The 15,364-nt window shown below is 73.8% G+C and carries 10 protein-coding genes; 2 read left to right on the top strand and 8 right to left on the bottom strand.

The features are described 5' to 3' along the window. Nucleotides 1-3: 3 nt before the first annotated feature. The 3 genes from cimA to serA all read right to left on the bottom strand — a co-directional run bounded on the left by cimA (nt 4) and on the right by serA (nt 4,477). The gene (gene cimA / locus BM142_RS08585) at nt 4-1,611 is read right to left on the bottom strand and encodes a citramalate synthase (protein WP_092196352.1); all 1,608 of its coding nucleotides are present in this window, start codon (nt 1,609-1,611) and stop codon (nt 4-6) included. A gap of 212 nt (nt 1,612-1,823) precedes the next feature. After that, nucleotides 1,824-2,846 carry a 3-isopropylmalate dehydrogenase gene (locus BM142_RS08580; protein ID WP_092196351.1) on the bottom strand — a complete coding sequence of 341 codons (1,023 nt, stop codon included), beginning with the start codon at nt 2,844-2,846 and terminating at the stop codon, nt 1,824-1,826. Nucleotides 2,847-2,863: 17 nt separating this feature from the next. Then, nucleotides 2,864-4,477, bottom strand: coding sequence for a phosphoglycerate dehydrogenase (gene serA, locus BM142_RS08575; protein WP_092196350.1), 1,614 nt, complete (start codon nt 4,475-4,477; stop codon nt 2,864-2,866). A gap of 157 nt (nt 4,478-4,634) precedes the next feature. Here serA and BM142_RS08570 point away from each other — a divergent pair, with 157 nt between their 5' ends. Both BM142_RS08570 and BM142_RS08565 read left to right on the top strand, forming a co-directional pair. Then, the gene (locus BM142_RS08570) at nt 4,635-5,441 is read left to right on the top strand and encodes an ABC-2 transporter permease (RefSeq protein ID WP_092196349.1); all 807 of its coding nucleotides are present in this window, start codon (nt 4,635-4,637) and stop codon (nt 5,439-5,441) included. A 40-nt stretch (nt 5,442-5,481) separates the two neighbouring features. After that, complete coding sequence (locus BM142_RS08565; protein WP_092196348.1) at nt 5,482-6,063, top strand: hypothetical protein; 582 nt, start codon at nt 5,482-5,484, stop codon at nt 6,061-6,063. Nucleotides 6,064-6,151: 88 nt separating this feature from the next. Here BM142_RS08565 and ilvC read toward each other — a convergent pair whose 3' ends face one another. The 5 genes from ilvC to BM142_RS08540 all read right to left on the bottom strand — a co-directional run bounded on the left by ilvC (nt 6,152) and on the right by BM142_RS08540 (nt 15,309). Further along, on the bottom strand, nt 6,152-7,180 hold the full coding sequence (ilvC, locus tag BM142_RS08560; RefSeq protein ID WP_092196347.1) for a ketol-acid reductoisomerase: 1,029 nt from the start codon (nt 7,178-7,180) through the stop codon (nt 6,152-6,154). 100 nt (nt 7,181-7,280) lie between these two features. Next, nucleotides 7,281-7,808, bottom strand: coding sequence for an acetolactate synthase small subunit (gene ilvN / locus BM142_RS08555; protein WP_092196346.1), 528 nt, complete (start codon nt 7,806-7,808; stop codon nt 7,281-7,283). A 2-nt stretch (nt 7,809-7,810) separates the two neighbouring features. Next, complete coding sequence (locus BM142_RS08550; RefSeq protein WP_175527167.1) at nt 7,811-9,766, bottom strand: acetolactate synthase large subunit; 1,956 nt, start codon at nt 9,764-9,766, stop codon at nt 7,811-7,813. A 195-nt stretch (nt 9,767-9,961) separates the two neighbouring features. After that, nucleotides 9,962-12,670, bottom strand: a complete 2,709-nt coding sequence (locus BM142_RS08545) for a putative bifunctional diguanylate cyclase/phosphodiesterase (RefSeq protein ID WP_092196345.1) — start codon at nt 12,668-12,670, stop codon at nt 9,962-9,964. After that, nucleotides 12,667-15,309: a putative bifunctional diguanylate cyclase/phosphodiesterase gene (locus BM142_RS08540; RefSeq protein WP_092196344.1), complete on the bottom strand. Its 2,643-nt coding sequence runs from the start codon at nt 15,307-15,309 to the stop codon at nt 12,667-12,669. The genes BM142_RS08545 and BM142_RS08540 overlap by 4 nt, the downstream gene beginning before the upstream one ends. Nucleotides 15,310-15,364: the final 55 nt, after the last annotated feature.

Genomic DNA, 15,364 nt, shown 5'->3' with positions numbered 1-15,364 from the left:
ACCTCAGCCCGCGGCCCCCGGGCGGCGCACCACCGCGTAGGTGAGCGCGTCCACGAGGGCGTGCCAGGAGGCCTCCACGATGTTGTCGTGCACCCCCACGGTGGTCCACTCCCCCACCCCGTCGGTCGTGCTGATCAGCACGCGGGTCGTGGCGCTGGTGCCGCCCTTCCAGCCGAGGATGCGGACCTTGTAGTCGGCCAGCGACACGTCGGCGAGCTGCGGGTGCCGGCTCACCAGCGCCTGCCGGAGGGCGTTGTCCAGCGCGTTGACCGGCCCGTTGCCCTCGCCGGTGCTGATGACCCGCTCGCGGGTGCCGTCCTCGTTCAGCAGGTGCACCTTCACCGTCGCCTCGCTGACCACGACGCCGTTGCCCCAGTGCTCCACCGACGTGCGGTAGCTCTCCAGCTCGAACAGCGGCGGGGGCGCGTCCGGCAGCTGGCCGCGCAGCAGCAGCTCGAAGGAGGCGTCGGCGGCCTCGAAGGACCAGCCGTCGGCCTCGAGCACCTTCACCTGGTCGACGACCCGGCCGATGGCGTCGCCCTGGCCAGCGAGGTCGACGCCGAGCTCGCGCCCCTTGAGCTCGATGGACGCCCGGCCGGCCATCTCGGTGACGAGGATGCGCATGTCGTTGCCGACGGCCGCCGGGTCGAGGTGGTTGTAGAGCTCCGGGCGCACCTTGATGGCGCTGGCGTGCAGCCCGGCCTTGTGCGCGAAGGCGGACGCCCCGACGAAGGGCTGGTGCTCGTCGGGGGCGATGTTGGCCAGCTCCGCGATGGCGTGGCTGACCCGCTGCAGCTCCGGCAGGCACTCCGCGGGGACGACGGGCAGACCCATCTTGGTCACCAGGTTGCCGATCAGGGCGAACGTGTCGGCGTTGCCGGCCCGCTCGCCGTAGCCGTTGGCCGTGCCCTGCACGTGGGTGACGCCGGCCTCGACGGCGGCGAGGGTGTTGGCGACGGCGCAGCCGGTGTCGTCCTGGCAGTGGATGCCCAGCCTCCCCGTCGTGCGCGCGCGCACGTCGGCGACCACCCGGCCGACGCCCATCGGCAGCATCCCGCCGTTGGTGTCGCACAGCACCCCCACCTCGGCGCCGGCCCCGAACGCCGCCTGCAGGACCTGCACCCCGTAGTCGGGGTCGGCCGCGTAGCCGTCGAAGAAGTGCTCGCAGTCCAGGAACACCCGCCGGCCGTGCCCGACCAGGAAGGCCACCGTGTCGGCGACCATGGCCAGGTTCTCCTCCAGCGTCGTCCGGAGCGCCTCCCGGACGTGCCGGACGTCGGACTTGGCGACCAGGCAGACGACCGGCGTCCCGGCGTCCAGCAGGGCCTGGACCTGCCGGTCGTCCTCGACGCGGACTCCGGCCTTGCGGGTGGCGCCGAACGCGACGAGCTGGGCGTGCCGGAGCTTGAGCTCGGTGCGGGCCCGCGCGAAGAACTCCGTGTCCTTGGGCAGCGCGCCGGGCCAGCCGCCCTCGATGTAGCCGACGCCGATCTCGTCGAGCAGCCGGGCCACGGCCAGCTTGTCGGCGACCGAGTAGCTGACGCCCTCGCGCTGGGCGCCGTCGCGCAGGGTGGTGTCGAAGACGTGGAAGTCGGTCTCGCTGGTGGTCACGGTGCTGTCTCCCGGGGTGGCTGCCTGGCCCGAACACGAAAAAGACCCCCCGGGTACGGGAGGTCTGCGCGCAGTCGGGGAGGTGACTGCGCGCTAGGCGATGATGATCGTGCCGCTGGTGTGCATCGCGTCGAGTAAACCACGCACCGGCACCCCGGCCGGCGGGGAGAGCGCGCGGACGTGGGTGCCGGCACGCTCTCCCCGCCGGCGGGTCAGCCCGAGGCGAGGGCGGCGAGCCGGTCGCCGACGTCGGTGGTGCGCACCGGCCCCTGCGGCGCACGGGTGGAGAGGTCGAAGGCCACCGCGGCGTTGACCTTCCTGGCCTGCTCGGTCCGGCCGAGGTGCTCCAGCAGCAGCCCGACGGAGAGCACGGTGGCGGTGGGGTCGGCGATCCCCTGGCCGGCGATGTCCGGCGCCGAGCCGTGCACCGGCTCGAACATGCTGGGGTTGGTCCCCGACGCGTCGAGGTTGCCGCTGGCGGCCAGCCCGATGCCGCCGGTGACCGCCGCGGCGATGTCGGTGACGATGTCGCCGAAGAGGTTGTCGGTGACGATGACGTCGTAGCGGGCCGGGTCGGTGATGAAGAACATCGACGCCGCGTCGACGTGCTGGTAGGCGACGGTGACCTCGGGGAACTCGGCCGACACCTCCTCCACCACCCGCGACCACAGCCCACCGGCGTGGGTGAGCACGTTGGTCTTGTGGATGAGGGTCAGGTGCTTGCGCGGCCGGGCGACGGCTCGCTCGAAGGCGTAGCGCACCACCCGCTCGACACCGAACGCGGTGTTGAGGCTGACCTCGGTGGCGATCTCCTGCGGGGTGTCCTTCCGGAGCACTCCCCCGTTGCCGACGTAGGGCCCCTCGGTGCCCTCCCGCACGCAGAGCATGTCGATCGGCCCCGGGTCCAGCAGCGGGCCGGTGACGCCGTCGAACAGCTTCGCCGGGCGGAGGTTGACGTGGTGGTCGAGCTCGAAGCGCAGCCGCAGCAGCAGCCCGCGCTCGAGGATCCCGGGCGGCACGCTGGGGTCGCCGATGGCACCGAGCAGGATCGCGTCGTGCCCGCGGAGCTCGTCGAGCACCGTGTCGGGCAGCAGCTCCCCCGTCCGCTGCCAGCGCATGGCGCCGAGGTCGTAGTGGGTCGGCTCCACGTCGGGAGCGACCTCCCGCAGGACCTTCAGTCCTTCGGTCACGACCTCGGGGCCGATCCCGTCTCCGGCGATGACTGCCAAACGCATGGGGGACGTCTCCTGGGTCAGTTGGGGTTGAGGTCGGCCGCACGGGCCTGGCGGGCGCCGATCCGGTCGGCGATGTCGGCGAGCAGGTCGGTGGGCACCCGGCTGTCGACGGTGACGGCCATGAGGGCCTCACCGCCCCGGGTGGTCCGGCTGACCTGGGCCCCGGCGATGTTGACGCCGGCCTCGCCGAGGGCGGCGCCCACGGTGCCGACGACGCCCGGCCGGTCGGTGTAGACGAAGAAGAGCAGGTAGCCCGACAGGTCCAGGTCGATGTCGAACCCGTCGACCTCGGTGATCTTGGGTACCTGGTTCTTGCCGAACAGGGTGCCCGAGACCGTGACCTGGGTGCCGTCGGCCATGGCACCGCGCACGGTGATCAGGTTGCGGTAGTCCGGGCTCTCGACGTCGCTGGACAGCGCCACCTCCAGACCGCGCTGCTCGGCCAGCAGCGGCGCGTTCACGTAGGTGACCTGCTCCTCGACGACATCGGAGAACACGCCCTTGAGGACGGCGAGCTGCACGACCGAGACGTCGAACTCGGCGAGCTTGCCCCGCACCTCGACGGTGACCGACTGCGCCAGGCCGCCGGCGACGGCGGTGAACACCCGGCCGAGCTTCTCGCCCAGCGGCAGTCCCGGTCGCACGTCCTCCGCGACCACGCCGCCGGCCTGCACGTTGACCGCGTCGGGCACGAACTCGCCCATGAGGGCCAGCCGGACGGAGCGGGCCACCGCGGAGCCGGCCTTGTCCTGGGCCTCGGTGGTGGAGGCCCCCAGGTGCGGGGTGACGACGGTGTTGGGCAGCCCGAAGAGCGGGCTGTCGGTGCACGGCTCGGTGGCGTAGACGTCGAGACCGGCGGCGCCCACCTGCCCCGACGCGAGGGCCTCGGCGAGCGCGGCCTCGTCGACCAGCCCACCGCGGGCGGCGTTGACGATGATCACGCCCCGCCTGGTGGTGGCCAGCTCCGCAGCGCCGATGAGCCCCAGGGTCTCGGGGGTCTTCGGCAGGTGGATGGTGATGAAGTCCGACTCCCGGAGCAGCTCCTCCAGCGGGACCAGCCGGACCCCGAGCTGGGCGGCCCGGCCGGGCTGGATGTAGGGGTCGTAGGCGATCAGCGTGACGCCGAAGGCGGCCAGCCGCTGGGCCACCAGGACGCCGATCCGCCCGAGGCCGACGACCCCGACGGTCTTCTCGGTGACCTCGACGCCCATGAACGTCGACCGCTTCCAGGCGCCCTCGCGCAGCGAGGCGTCGGCGGCCGGGATCTGCCGTGCCGCCGCGAGCAGCAGTGCCACCGCGTGCTCGGCGGCGCTGACGATGTTCGACGTCGGCGCGTTCACCACCATGACGCCGCGCTCCGTGGCGGCGGCGACGTCGACGTTGTCCAGGCCGATCCCGGCCCGGGCCACGACCTTGAGGGCGGGCGCGGCCGAGAGTGCCTCGGCGTCGATCCGGGTGGCGCTGCGGATCATCACCGCGGCCGCGTCGGCCAGGGCCGGCAGGAGCGCGCCGCGGTCGGCACCGTCGACGTGCCGGATCTCGACCTCGCCGCCGAGCACCTCCAGCACGCTGGGCGCGAGCTCCTCGGCGATCAGGACGACGGGCCTGGTCCCGGGCGCGGAGGCGGTCACAGGCGCACAGCCTAGGAGCGTCCGCACAGTGGGATGACACCGCACCGGTAGGACGACGACGCGTCCACCCGTGCGGGGCGCCGTCCTTGTGCCGTTCCGGGGGCCCGGACATGCTGACCGGGGAGGCCGGGCAGCACCGGTCCCGACGGAGGAGATCATGAGCCAGTCCGACGACCAGGGTCGTTCCGGGTCCACCCCGGGATCGGGCAGCTCCCCCCAGCACGGGGAGCAGCAGCAGTACGGGGCACAGCCGTACGGGGAGCAGCAGTACGGGCAGGAGCAGTACGGGACCCAGCAGTACGGGCAGCCGGGCCAGTACGGCCAGCCGCCGTACGGGCAGCCCGGGCAGTACGGGACGCCGGCACCGTACGGGCAGCCGGCCTACGGTCAGCCGGGTCACGAGCAGCCCCCGTACGGCCAGCAGCAGTACGGCCAGCAGCAGTACCCCGGGGCCTACGGCCAGCAGTACGGCCAGCCACCCGCGTACGGCCAGTACGGCTCGGGCCAGCCGGCGAAGCCCGCCTCGGTGGTCACCGCGGCGGTCCTGGGGTTCGTCTTCGGCGCCCTGGGGGTGGTCGTCACGCTGCTGACCTTCGTGGCGGGCACGGCCACCGCCTCGATCTTCGGGGATCTGGCGGAGGACGACGACCTCACGACGGGCCTGTTCGCGATCTTCGCCCTGATCGGGGTGCTGATGGCCGTGTGGACCGTGCTCGTCATCTGGGGATCGGTGTGGGCGCTGACCGGGCGCAGCCGGGTGCTGCTGCTGGTGGGCGGGTCGATCGCCCTGGCCTTCACCCTGCTCGGGTTCCTCGGCAGCGTCGGCGACGCGGGCAACTCGGGCGCGGGCGGGGTCTTCTGGAGCCTGCTGCTGCTCGGCGCCGCGCTGGCGATCGTGATCCTGCTCGCGCGCAAGCCGTCCGCCGACTTCTTCGCCGCGCACCGGGCCCGCCGCGGCCGCTGACCGGCCGCCCGCCGCCCACCACCACGAGGAGGACCCGCCCATGTCCAGTTCCACGTCCGGTCCGGATCCGGAGCAGTCACGTCCGGTCGGTCCGGAGGACCAGCCCGGATGGGGTGCACCGCCACCGCCGCCGCCGACCGGGGGGCCCGGGTGGGTGGCCGCCCCGCCGCCGGGCCCGGGGTACGGCGCGCCGGGTCCGTGGTCGGCGGCTCCGGGCGGCTACGGCGCCGGCCAGCGGCCGGGCCAGGTGACGGCGGCGGCGATCATCGGCATCGTGATCGGCGGCATCGGCTCGCTGTTCGGGCTGCTCGGGCTCTTCGCGCTGGGCGTGCTCTTCGAGGTGAGCGCGCTGCTCGGCCTGCTGTTCCTGCTGTCGGTCGGCACCTCCGTGGTGCTCCTGTACGGCGGCATCCAGGCGATCCAGGGCCGGTCCCCGCGGCTCCTGCTGCTGGGCAGCTACGCCTCGATCGGCGTCCAGCTGCTCTACACGGTCTTCGCGATGTCGTACGGCGAGCCGTGGTTCTCCGGTCTGCTGTCGTTCGTGCTGCCGATCCTCACCGTGTTCCTGCTGATGCAGCCGCGGTCCCGGGAGTACTACGCCGCGCGGGGCATCAGCTACTAGGAGGACCGGCGTCCCCCTCGCGACGGGGCCGGAGACGCAGAGGCCCCCGCCACCGGGACGGTGGCGGGGGCCTCTGCGTGCCGTGGGCTCAGCTGCGGGCAGCGGTCCCGGTGTAGTCGTCCGAGGCGGACACCCAGCTCATGAGGCCGCGCAGCTTGCGCCCGGTCTCCTCGATCGGGTGCGCCTCCGCCTCGGCACGACGACGCGTGAAGTCCGGCGCGCCGGCGTCCTGGTCGGCGATGAAGGCCGCGGCCCAGGACCCGTCCTTGATCGCGCCGAGCACCTCCTTCATCGACTCCTTCACACGGGCGTCGATGATCTTCGGACCGGAGGTGTAGTCGCCGTACTCGGCGGTGTCCGACACCGACCAGCGCTGCTTGGCGATGCCGCCCTCGTACATCAGGTCGACGATCAGCTTCAGCTCGTGCAGGCACTCGAAGTACGCGACCTCGGGCTGGTAGCCGGCCTCGGTGAGGGTCTCGAACCCGGCGGTGATCAGCGCGCTGGCGCCGCCGCAGAGGACGGCCTGCTCGCCGAACAGGTCGGTCTCGGTCTCCTCGGCGAAGGTCGTCTTGATGACCCCGGCCCGGCTGCCGCCGATGCCCTTGGCGTAGGAGAGCGCCAGCGCCTGCGCGGTGCCGCTGGCGTCCTGCTCGACGGCGATCAGGCAGGGCACGCCCTTGCCGTTCTCGAACTCCCGGCGCACGAGGTGACCGGGGCCCTTCGGGGCGACCATGGCGACGTCGACCCCGGCGGGCGGCTTGATGTAGCCGAACCGGATGTTGAAGCCGTGACCGAAGAACAGCGCGTCGCCGTCCTGGAGGTTGGGCTCGACGGACTCCGCGTACAGGGTCCGCTGCACGTGGTCCGGCGCCAGGATCATGATCAGGTCGGCCTCGGCGGCCGCCTCGGCCGGGGTCACCACCCGGAGGCCCTCGGCCTCGGCCTTGGGGCGGCTCTTGCTGCCCTCCGGCAGGCCGACGCGGACGTCGACCCCCGAGTCGCGGAGGGACAGCGCGTGCGCGTGCCCCTGGCTGCCGTACCCCAGGACGGCGACGGTGCGCCCCTGGATGATCGACAGGTCGGCGTCGTCGTCGTAGAAGATCTCGGCGGCCATGCGGTCGGTGCTCCTTCTGTTGTGAACTTGCTGGAACGGCCCCGTCGCAGGGGTCCCACGGCGTGCGGAGCGCGTCGTGGGGGGCGACGGGGTCCTCTGACTAGGCGCTGCGCTCGACGGGGCGCAAGGTACCGGCGCCCGACATCGACCGCGGACCCCGGCCCAGCGCGACGGTGCCGGACTGCGCCATCTCCTTGATGCCCAGGGGGGCGAGGACGGCCAGCAGCGCCTGGAGCTTGTCGGGTGTCCCCGTCGCCTCGAGGGTGACGGTGTCCGGGTTGACGTCCACCACCCGGGCGCGGAACAGCTCGGCGGTCTGCAGCACCTGGGTGCGCTCGGCCATGGGTGCGCGCACCTTGACCAGCAGCAGCTCCCGCTGGACGGCGGCGGCGGAGTCCAGCTCGACGATCTTGATGATCTCGATCAGCTTGTTCAGCTGCTTGGTGATCTGCTCCAGCGGCTGGGTGTCGGCGTCCACCACGATCGTCATGCGGGACAGGTCGGGGTTCTCCGTCGGCCCGACGGCGAGGGACTCGATGTTGAACCCGCGGCGGCTGAACAGCGCCGCGACCCGGGCCAGGACACCGGACTTGTTCTCGACCAGCACGGACAAGGTGTGGCGCGACATGATCAGACCTGCCCTTCGCCGAAGACCGGCCGCACGTCGCGCGCGGCGAGGATGTCGTCGTTGCTGGCGCCGGCGGCGACCATCGGCCACACCTGGGCGTCGTGGCCGACGACGAAGTCGATGACGACGGGGGCGTCGTTGATCGCCATGGCCTTCTCGATCACCGCGTCCACGTCGTCCTTGGACTCGCAACGCAGCCCCACGCATCCCAGCGCCTCGGCCAGGAGGACGAAGTCGGGGATCCGCACGGCCTTGGGCGTGCCGTCGGCGTTGCGCGCGTGCAGCCGGGTGTTGGAGTAGCGGCCCTCGTAGAACAGGGTCTGCCACTGCCGGACCATCCCGAGGTTGCCGTTGTTGATGACGGCGATCTTGACCGGGATGCCCTCCATGGCGCAGGTGGCCAGCTCCTGGTTGGTCATCTGGAAGCAGCCGTCGCCGTCGATGGCCCACACCGTGGTGTCCGGGCGGCCGTACTTGGCGCCCATGGCGGCGGGGACGGCGTAGCCCATGGTCCCCAGCCCGCCGCTGTTGAGCCAGGTGCCCGGCTTCTCGTACTTCACGAACTGCGCGGCCCACATCTGGTGCTGGCCCACGCCGGCGGCGTAGATCGCGTCCGGCCCGGCGATCGCACCGAGCCGCTCGATGACGTACTGCGGCGACAGCGAGCCGTCCTCGGGCCAGTCGTAGCCGAGCGGGTAGCGCGCGCGCCAGTCGTCGAGCTGGGTCCACCAGGCGGCGAGGTCCGGGGTCCGGCCGGCCTCGTGCTCGGCGCGCAGCGCCTCGGTCAGCTGCGCGATGGTCTCCTTGGCGTCGCCCACGATCGGGACGTCGGCCTTGCGGTTCTTGCCGATCTCGGCCGGGTCGATGTCGGCGTGCACGACCTGCGCGTGCGGCGCGAAGCTGGCGAGGTTGCCGGTGACCCGGTCGTCGAACCGCGCGCCGAGGGCGACGATGACGTCGGACTTCTGCAGCGCCGTGACCGCGGTGACGTTGCCGTGCATGCCCGGCATGCCGAGGTTCTGCGGATGGCTGTCGGGGAAGGCGCCGCGCGCCATCAGGGTGGTGATGACCGGCGCGCCGGTGAGCGCGGCGAGCGCGGCCAGCTCCTCGGTCGCGGCGGCCTTGAGCACACCGCCGCCCACGTAGAGGACCGGCCGGCGCGCGCCGGCGATCAGTGCCGCCGCCTCGCGCACCTGCTTGCCGTGCGGCCGGGTGGTCGGCTTGTAGCCGGGCAGGTCCAGCCGGGGCGGCCAGGCGAAGTCGGTGGTGGCCTGGAGGACGTCCTTCGGGATGTCGACCAGGACGGGGCCCGGCCGGCCGGTCGAGGCGAGGTGGAACGCCTCGGCGATCCGCTGCGGGATCTCGGCGGCGTCGGTGACCAGGAAGTTGTGCTTGGTCACCGGCATCGTGATGCCGCGGATGTCGGCTTCCTGGAAGGCGTCGGTGCCGATCGCGGCGCTGGGGACCTGCCCGGTGATCGCGACGATCGGCACGGAGTCCATGTGCGCGTCGGCCAGCGGCGTCACCAGGTTGGTGGCCCCCGGCCCGGAGGTGGCCATGCAGACGCCCACCTTGCCGGTCGCCTGGGCGTACCCCGTGGCGGCGTGCCCGGCACCCTGCTCGTGACGGACCAGGACGTGGCGGACGGCGCTGTCGAACAGCGGGTCGTACGCGGGCAGGATCGCCCCGCCCGGGATGCCGAAGATGACCTCGACGCCGACGGCCTCGAGCGAGCGGACGAGGCTCTGCGCGCCGGTGATGCCGGTGACCGGCTCGGCGGCGGCCTCGGCGATCGACCGGGCGGTGGTCTCGACGCCGGTCAGGGAGGCCGCGGCCTCCCGGGTGGCCCGGTCCTGGGAATCGCGGTCCTGGGAGTCGCGGTCCTGGGAGACGCGGTCCCGGGAGTCGGGCTCCCCGGGGCCGGTGCGGGCGGCGTGCTCGCTCGGGGTGGTGGTCATCTCGGCGTTTCTCCTGGCTTGCAGGCGGGTGGATCGAGCTCCGGGCAACAAAAAACCCCTCGTGCCACAGGCACGGAGGGGTCAGCGCGTCGGTCGGAGGACCGGCGCGCTAGGCGATTACGAGGCTGAGCGGGCAGCCGTCGAGAAAGCAGGCGCTAGGCACGCGCACACTGTGCGCCTCGCGGGCGGGGCGCGTCAACCAGCGTGTCCCACCAGGTGGACTCCGGTGTCCAGATTCGGCAGCCGTGTGTCGAAGACCGCAGGGTCGAACGCGGCCATGAACGCCGGCAGGTCCTGCGCCGCCATGGGCCGGCCGAGCAGCCAGCCCTGGACGTAGCGGCACTTCATGTCCCGCAGGGCGTGCAGCTGGCCGGCGGTCTCGACGCCCTCCGCGACGACGTCCATGCCGAGCGTCCGGCCGAGCTCGACCACCGCGGCCACGAGCGCGGCCCCCCGCGGATCGGTCTCGATGCCGCCGATGAACTCGCGGTCCATCTTGAGGACGTCCACCGGCAGGCGGGCGAGGTAGGCCAGCGAGGAGTAGCCGCGGCCGAAGTCGTCCAGCGAGATGATGCAGCCCATGTCCCGGAGCGTGGACAGGTCGCTCTGCAGCCGGTCCTCGGCGTCGAGCATGATCGACTCCGTCACCTCGATCATCAGCCGGTCCGGCGGCACTCCCGAGTCGGCGAGCGCCTGGGCCACGTCGGGGGCGAGGCAGCCGGCCTGCACGTGCCGCACCGAGACGTTCACCCCCAGCTTGAGGTCGCGGCCCCCGGCCAGCAGGTCGGCGAAGTCCGCCGTCGCCGTCCGGAGGACCCACTGCTGGAGCGGGACGATCAGGCCGTCTGCCTCGGCCAGCTCGATGAACTCGTCGGGGGGCACGGTGCCGAGGACGGGGTGGTCCCAGCGGACCAGGGCCTCCAGACCCAGGATCCGGCGTTCCTCGACGCCGGCCACCGGCTGGTAGACCACCCGGAACTGCTCCTGCTCGATCGCGGCGGGCAGGTCGGCGGCCAGCTGGGCCCGGCGGCCCATGGCGCTGTCGATGGCGTGGCCGGCCGTGCGGACGCAGCTCTTGCCGGCGGCCTTGGCCGCGCGCAGGGCGAGGTCGGCGCGCCGGATGGTCGCGGACACCTCGTCGGTGGGGTGCAGCTCGGTGACGCCGATGCTGCCGGAGATGTCGAGGACGAGGCCGTCGGTGTAGCCGCCGACGCCCGCGGCGGGCCGGACCGTCTGCAGGTCGGCGATGATCCGCTCGGCGAGGGCGGTCGCCTCCTCGATCCCGTCGGCCACGAGGACGGCGAACTCGTCGCCCCCCAGTCGGCCGACGAGGTCGCCGTCGCGGACGTTGGCCCGGAGCCGGTCGGCCACCTGCACCAGCAGGTGGTCGCCCGCCTCGTGCCCAGCGATGTCGTTCACGGGCTTGAACCCGTCCAGGTCCAGCAGCAGGAGGGTGGCGGCCTCCCCGTTCGCGGCCCGCGAACGGGCCCGGGTCAGCGCGGCCATCAGCTGGGCGCGGTTGGGCAGACCGGTCAGGAAGTCGGTGTAGGCCAGCCGCTCGAGCTCGCGTTGGGAGGAGCGTCGCTCGGTGACGTCGCGCAGGTGCAGCACGAGGCCGTCGCGCAGGGCGGTGCCGGGCACCCCGGCGCGCGCGGCTCCGGTGATCTCGACGTCCCGCCAGCCGCCGTCCTGGGTGCGCAGCCGGACGGTGGCCGGCAGACCGGCGGCCCGTCCGCCGGAGAGCACCGCCGCGGCCCGTTCCACCATGTCGCGGTCGTCGGGGTGGAGCAGTTCGGTCAGGCTGCGCCCCGTCAGGTCCTGGGCGGTCCACCCCAGCTGGGTGCGGACGGCCCCGGACAACCAGGTGACCGTCCCCCGTGCGTCGACGACGGCGGTCACGTCCTCGGCGCTGCTGACCAGCGCCCGGAAGTAGGCCTCGGTCCGCTGCAGCCGGCCGGTGAGGCGGGCCCCGTCCCGGGCCCAGAGCAGCTGCCGGACGAAGGTCAGCCCCAAGAGCGCGCCGAGGCCGACCACCTCGACCAGGGACGCCGACGGCCCGGACCACACCTGCAGGAGCACGAGGCCCCCGGCGGCGTATGCCGACACCGTGCTCAGGAAGAACCCCAGCAGCGGCAGGCCCGCGGCCGGCTCCAGCACGTCCGCCGGCTCCCCCGGGTCGCGGTCGACGGCACGGATCCCGGCCGCGAGCATCGCGGTCCAGGCGGTCTGCGTGAGCACGGCGGTGGCGTCGCTGCCCAGGTACCGGCCGAGTGCGCCGGAGACGGCCACGACGGTCATCGCCACGACGGCGAGCAGCAGCCAGGCGGCCGCCGGCCGCCGCCCGTCGTGGACGCGGGCGAGTGCGACGAGCCCGACCCCGCACAGCAGCGCCCCCACCGCCGGGTAGCCGATGGTGATGAGCGCCGAGGCGGGGCCGTCGGTCCGGGCCATCACGTCGCGGAGCAGCACCGCGCCCACGAGCGCCACGGCCACCAGCACGACCGCCCCGTCGAGCACGACCCGGGAGCCGATGCGCCTGCCGGTGCGCGGTGGCAGGAGCAGGAGGCAGGCCGCCACGACCGCGGGGACCGCGAGCACCGTCGGGACGTCGCCCCAGTTCGCGCGTTCGGGGCCGCCCCAGGTGAACGTCGCGACCGTCTGGCCGACGGCCAGCAGGGCTCCGGCGACGCCGAGCGCCCGCCAGGGCCGGGCCGAACGGCAGGGGAGCCGGGCGGCGTGCCGGAACACGATCGTCGCGGTCACCCCGGAGGCCACGGCGAGGAGGGCCGGCGTCGCCGTCGCCGCGACCGCGGGCATCCCCAGGCGGAGGACCGCCATGGCCACGGCGATCACGGCGAGCAGCAGGAACGTGGCCTGGGACTCCCTGCGGGCGGCACCGGTCACGGCGTCCCGACCAGGCCGGGTAGGACCACCCGGTCCCCGCCTCCGAGCAGTCCGGTGAACCCGGCCAGGGACATCGGACGGGCGATCGCGAAGCCCTGGGCGAAGCCGCAGCCGAAGGTGCTCAGCGCCGCCAGCTGCGCCGGGGTCTCGACCCCCTCGGCGACGACGTCCAGGCCCAGCGCCCGGCCGATGCCGACGACCGACTCGCACAGCGCGCGGCTCTGCGGGTCGCGGTCGATGCGGGTGATCAGGGACCGGTCGAGCTTGACGATGTCGATGGGCAGGCGGGTCAGGTCGGCCAGCGCCGAGGAGCCGCTGCCGAATCCGTGCAGCGCGACGTGCACGCCCATGAGCCGGAGGCTGGCGACGTCGAGGCCGAGCCGCTCGTCGTCGGCCACGACCGACGCGGCGCCGATCTGCAGGACCAGGCGTTCCGGCGCGAGGCCGGAGACGCGGAGGGCGGACTCGACGTCGGTGACCAGCGTGCCGCCGGCCAGGTACCGGCCGGGCACCGTGATGCCGATCCGCAGCGGGGCGCCGGACTCGGGCAGGCCGCTGGCCGCGGTCGCCGCCGCCTCCAGGCTCCAGCGGACCAGCTCGCCGATGAGCCCGGCCCGCTCGGCCAGGGGGATGAACTCCGACGCCGGGATCTCGCCGAGCGCGCCGTGCCGCCACCGGAGGTCGGCCTCGACCCCGGTGATCCTGCTCTCCCCCAGCGAGGCGATGGGCTGGAACAGCAGGTGGAGCTCGCCGCGGGCGCGGGCGCCCTGCAGGTCGTGCCGCAGCCGGTCGCGCCGCGCCGCGGCCTCGCCGAGGGCGGTGTCGTAGCGACGGGCGGAACCGGGTCCCGCCTCGTGGGCGGCGCGCACGGCGAGGTCGGCCCGCCCGAGGACGGTCTCCAGCCCCGCGTCGCGTTCGATGGGGACGACCCCGATGGCCGACGTCAGCTCGACGAGGCCGGCCGAGGCCATGATCGGCTGCTCCACCACGAACAGGCAGCGGTTGGCGAGCCGGTCGACGTCGGCCTCGTCGCCGTGCGCGAGGACGGCGAAGGCCCCGCCACCGAGGCGCGCCACGGTGTCCTCGCCGCGGACGGTGGCGCGCAGCCGGCGACCCACCTCGGCCACCGACGCGGTGACGGCGTCGCGGCCGGCGTTCTCGCGGACGCCGGCCAGCCCGTCCAGCTCGATCATGAGCAGTGTGGTGCCGTCCGTCCCCGGACCGGTCATGGCCTCCTGCACCACGCGCAGCAGCCCCGCCCGGTTGGGCAGACCGGTCATGGGGTCGGTGTAGGCGACGGCCTGCAGCGCCTGCTCGCGGGCGTGCCGCTCGGTCATGTCGCGGCAGTGCAGCACGACGGCACCGACGTCGGGGTCCGTGCGCAGGTCGGAGACGCCGGCCTCCAGGCAGCGCCACTCCCCTTCGGCGTCCTGCAGCCGCAGCGTGAGCAGACCGCTCTCGGGCGGGACGCGGGACGGGACGGACCCGCCCACCGGGAGGGCCGACATCAGGCCGGCGCGGTCGTCGGGGTGCGCGCACCGGAGCAGCGGCTCGCCGACGAGGTCGGCCGCGGCCGCGCCGAGGGCGCGGTCGAGGGCCGGGGAGGCCCAGGTGATCCGCAGGTCGTCGTCGAGGATGACCACCGCGTCGCTCCCGGAGCGGACCACCGACCGGAAGTAGGCCTCGCTGCGGCGGAGCCGGCGGGTCAGCCGGTGCTCCGCGCGGGCGGTCAGCCAGCGGTGCACCGCGGCCAGGGCGACGCAGAACACCAGGCCGGCGATCATGCCCCGCGTGGGCCGCTCGCCGGTCATCCCGACGGCGCCGACGGAGACGACGGCCGCCAGCAGGGTGAGGTGCGGCAGGAGCTGCCCGAGGTCGGCCGATCGCCGGGCCTGCGGGGTCTCGGCCCCCGCGGCCGGTCGCGTGTCCAGCAGGACGGCGAGGGCGAGCAGCAGCAGTCCGGCGGCGACGGGGAACCGGGCGACGCCCAGCGGGACCGGGGACCACGACAGCATCGCCGACGTGCTGAGGCCGCGACCGGTGGTGAGCAGCACGGTGCCGGCCAGCAGGACCACCGCCATCGTCCGCCGGCGCGGCTCGACCGCGCTGAGCGCCGTCAGTGCCGAGGCCATCGTGGCCGAGGTGATGAGCACGGCGGCACCCAGGACCACCCGCTCGTCCAGGGCCAGCTGCGCCCAGCGGGCGGCGGGGCCGACGACGAGCAGGCTGACCATGATCAGCGAGGCGAAGAGGAAGAGGGCGACCTCGACGACCACCCGGGGCCGGGCGCGCAGGCCCCGGCAGTCGGCGAGCGCGAGGATCGCGATGATGGCGACGAGGTAGCCGGGCACGGTCGGCAGCCAGCGGACGACGGCCAGCTGGACGGGGTGGACCGAGCCCGCGAGCGCCGCGGCCAGCGCGCCCGCGACCGGGAACAGGGGTGCGACCGCGAACAGCCGCCAGGCACGCGGGCGGGCGGTGCGCGGGGCGCTGGTCCACAGCACCACCGCGGCGATCAGACCGGCACCCACCACCGCGAGCTCTCCGGCGACGTGCAGCGCCGGGCGCGCCGCGGCCAGTGCGCACCCGAGGGCGACCGGAACCGCGGCGGCGAGCAGCCACCATCGACGAGAGTCCACACGGTCCTCTCGGCACCCCGGCGGGACCGGACGAGCCGTGCGGCGCCGGCGTCAC

Source organism: Blastococcus tunisiensis (assembly GCF_900112815.1).
In the GTDB taxonomy this organism is placed as follows: domain Bacteria; phylum Actinomycetota; class Actinomycetes; order Mycobacteriales; family Geodermatophilaceae; genus Blastococcus_B; species Blastococcus_B tunisiensis.
This window is presented reverse-complemented; position numbering and strand designations above follow the sequence as displayed.